A 277-nucleotide genomic window follows, 5' to 3' on the forward strand; every position below is an offset into this window, starting at 1 on the left:
GGACTTGTAGGCGCCGCCCATCAGCGCCGACCCCAGGCGGGTCTGGCGGTCGATCGCGCCATAGGCGCCGGCGTACTTCAGGTTGCTGTCGGCGGTCAGATAGTTGGCGCTGACCTTGGCGCTCCACCCCTGGCCGAAGCGGTGCTCCAGGTCGGCGAATACCCGCGTCGTGTTCCAGTTGAAGCGGTCCCAGGCGGCGTCCAGGTAGGTCGAGCGCTTAAGGCCGATATCGCCGCCGTCCTTGTAGCGCGGCACGCCCGCCATGTTGGTGGTGGAG

At 67.9% G+C, this 277-nt stretch carries 1 pseudogene; it reads right to left on the minus strand.

Annotated features, from left to right (window positions below):
• A pseudogene (locus tag SB751_RS30005) lies at window positions 1-277 on the minus strand (TonB-dependent siderophore receptor); the annotation flags it as partial.

Origin of the sequence: Cupriavidus sp. SIMBA_020 (assembly GCF_046535395.1) — a bacterium.
Classification (GTDB): Bacteria; Pseudomonadota; Gammaproteobacteria; order Burkholderiales; family Burkholderiaceae; genus Cupriavidus; species Cupriavidus campinensis.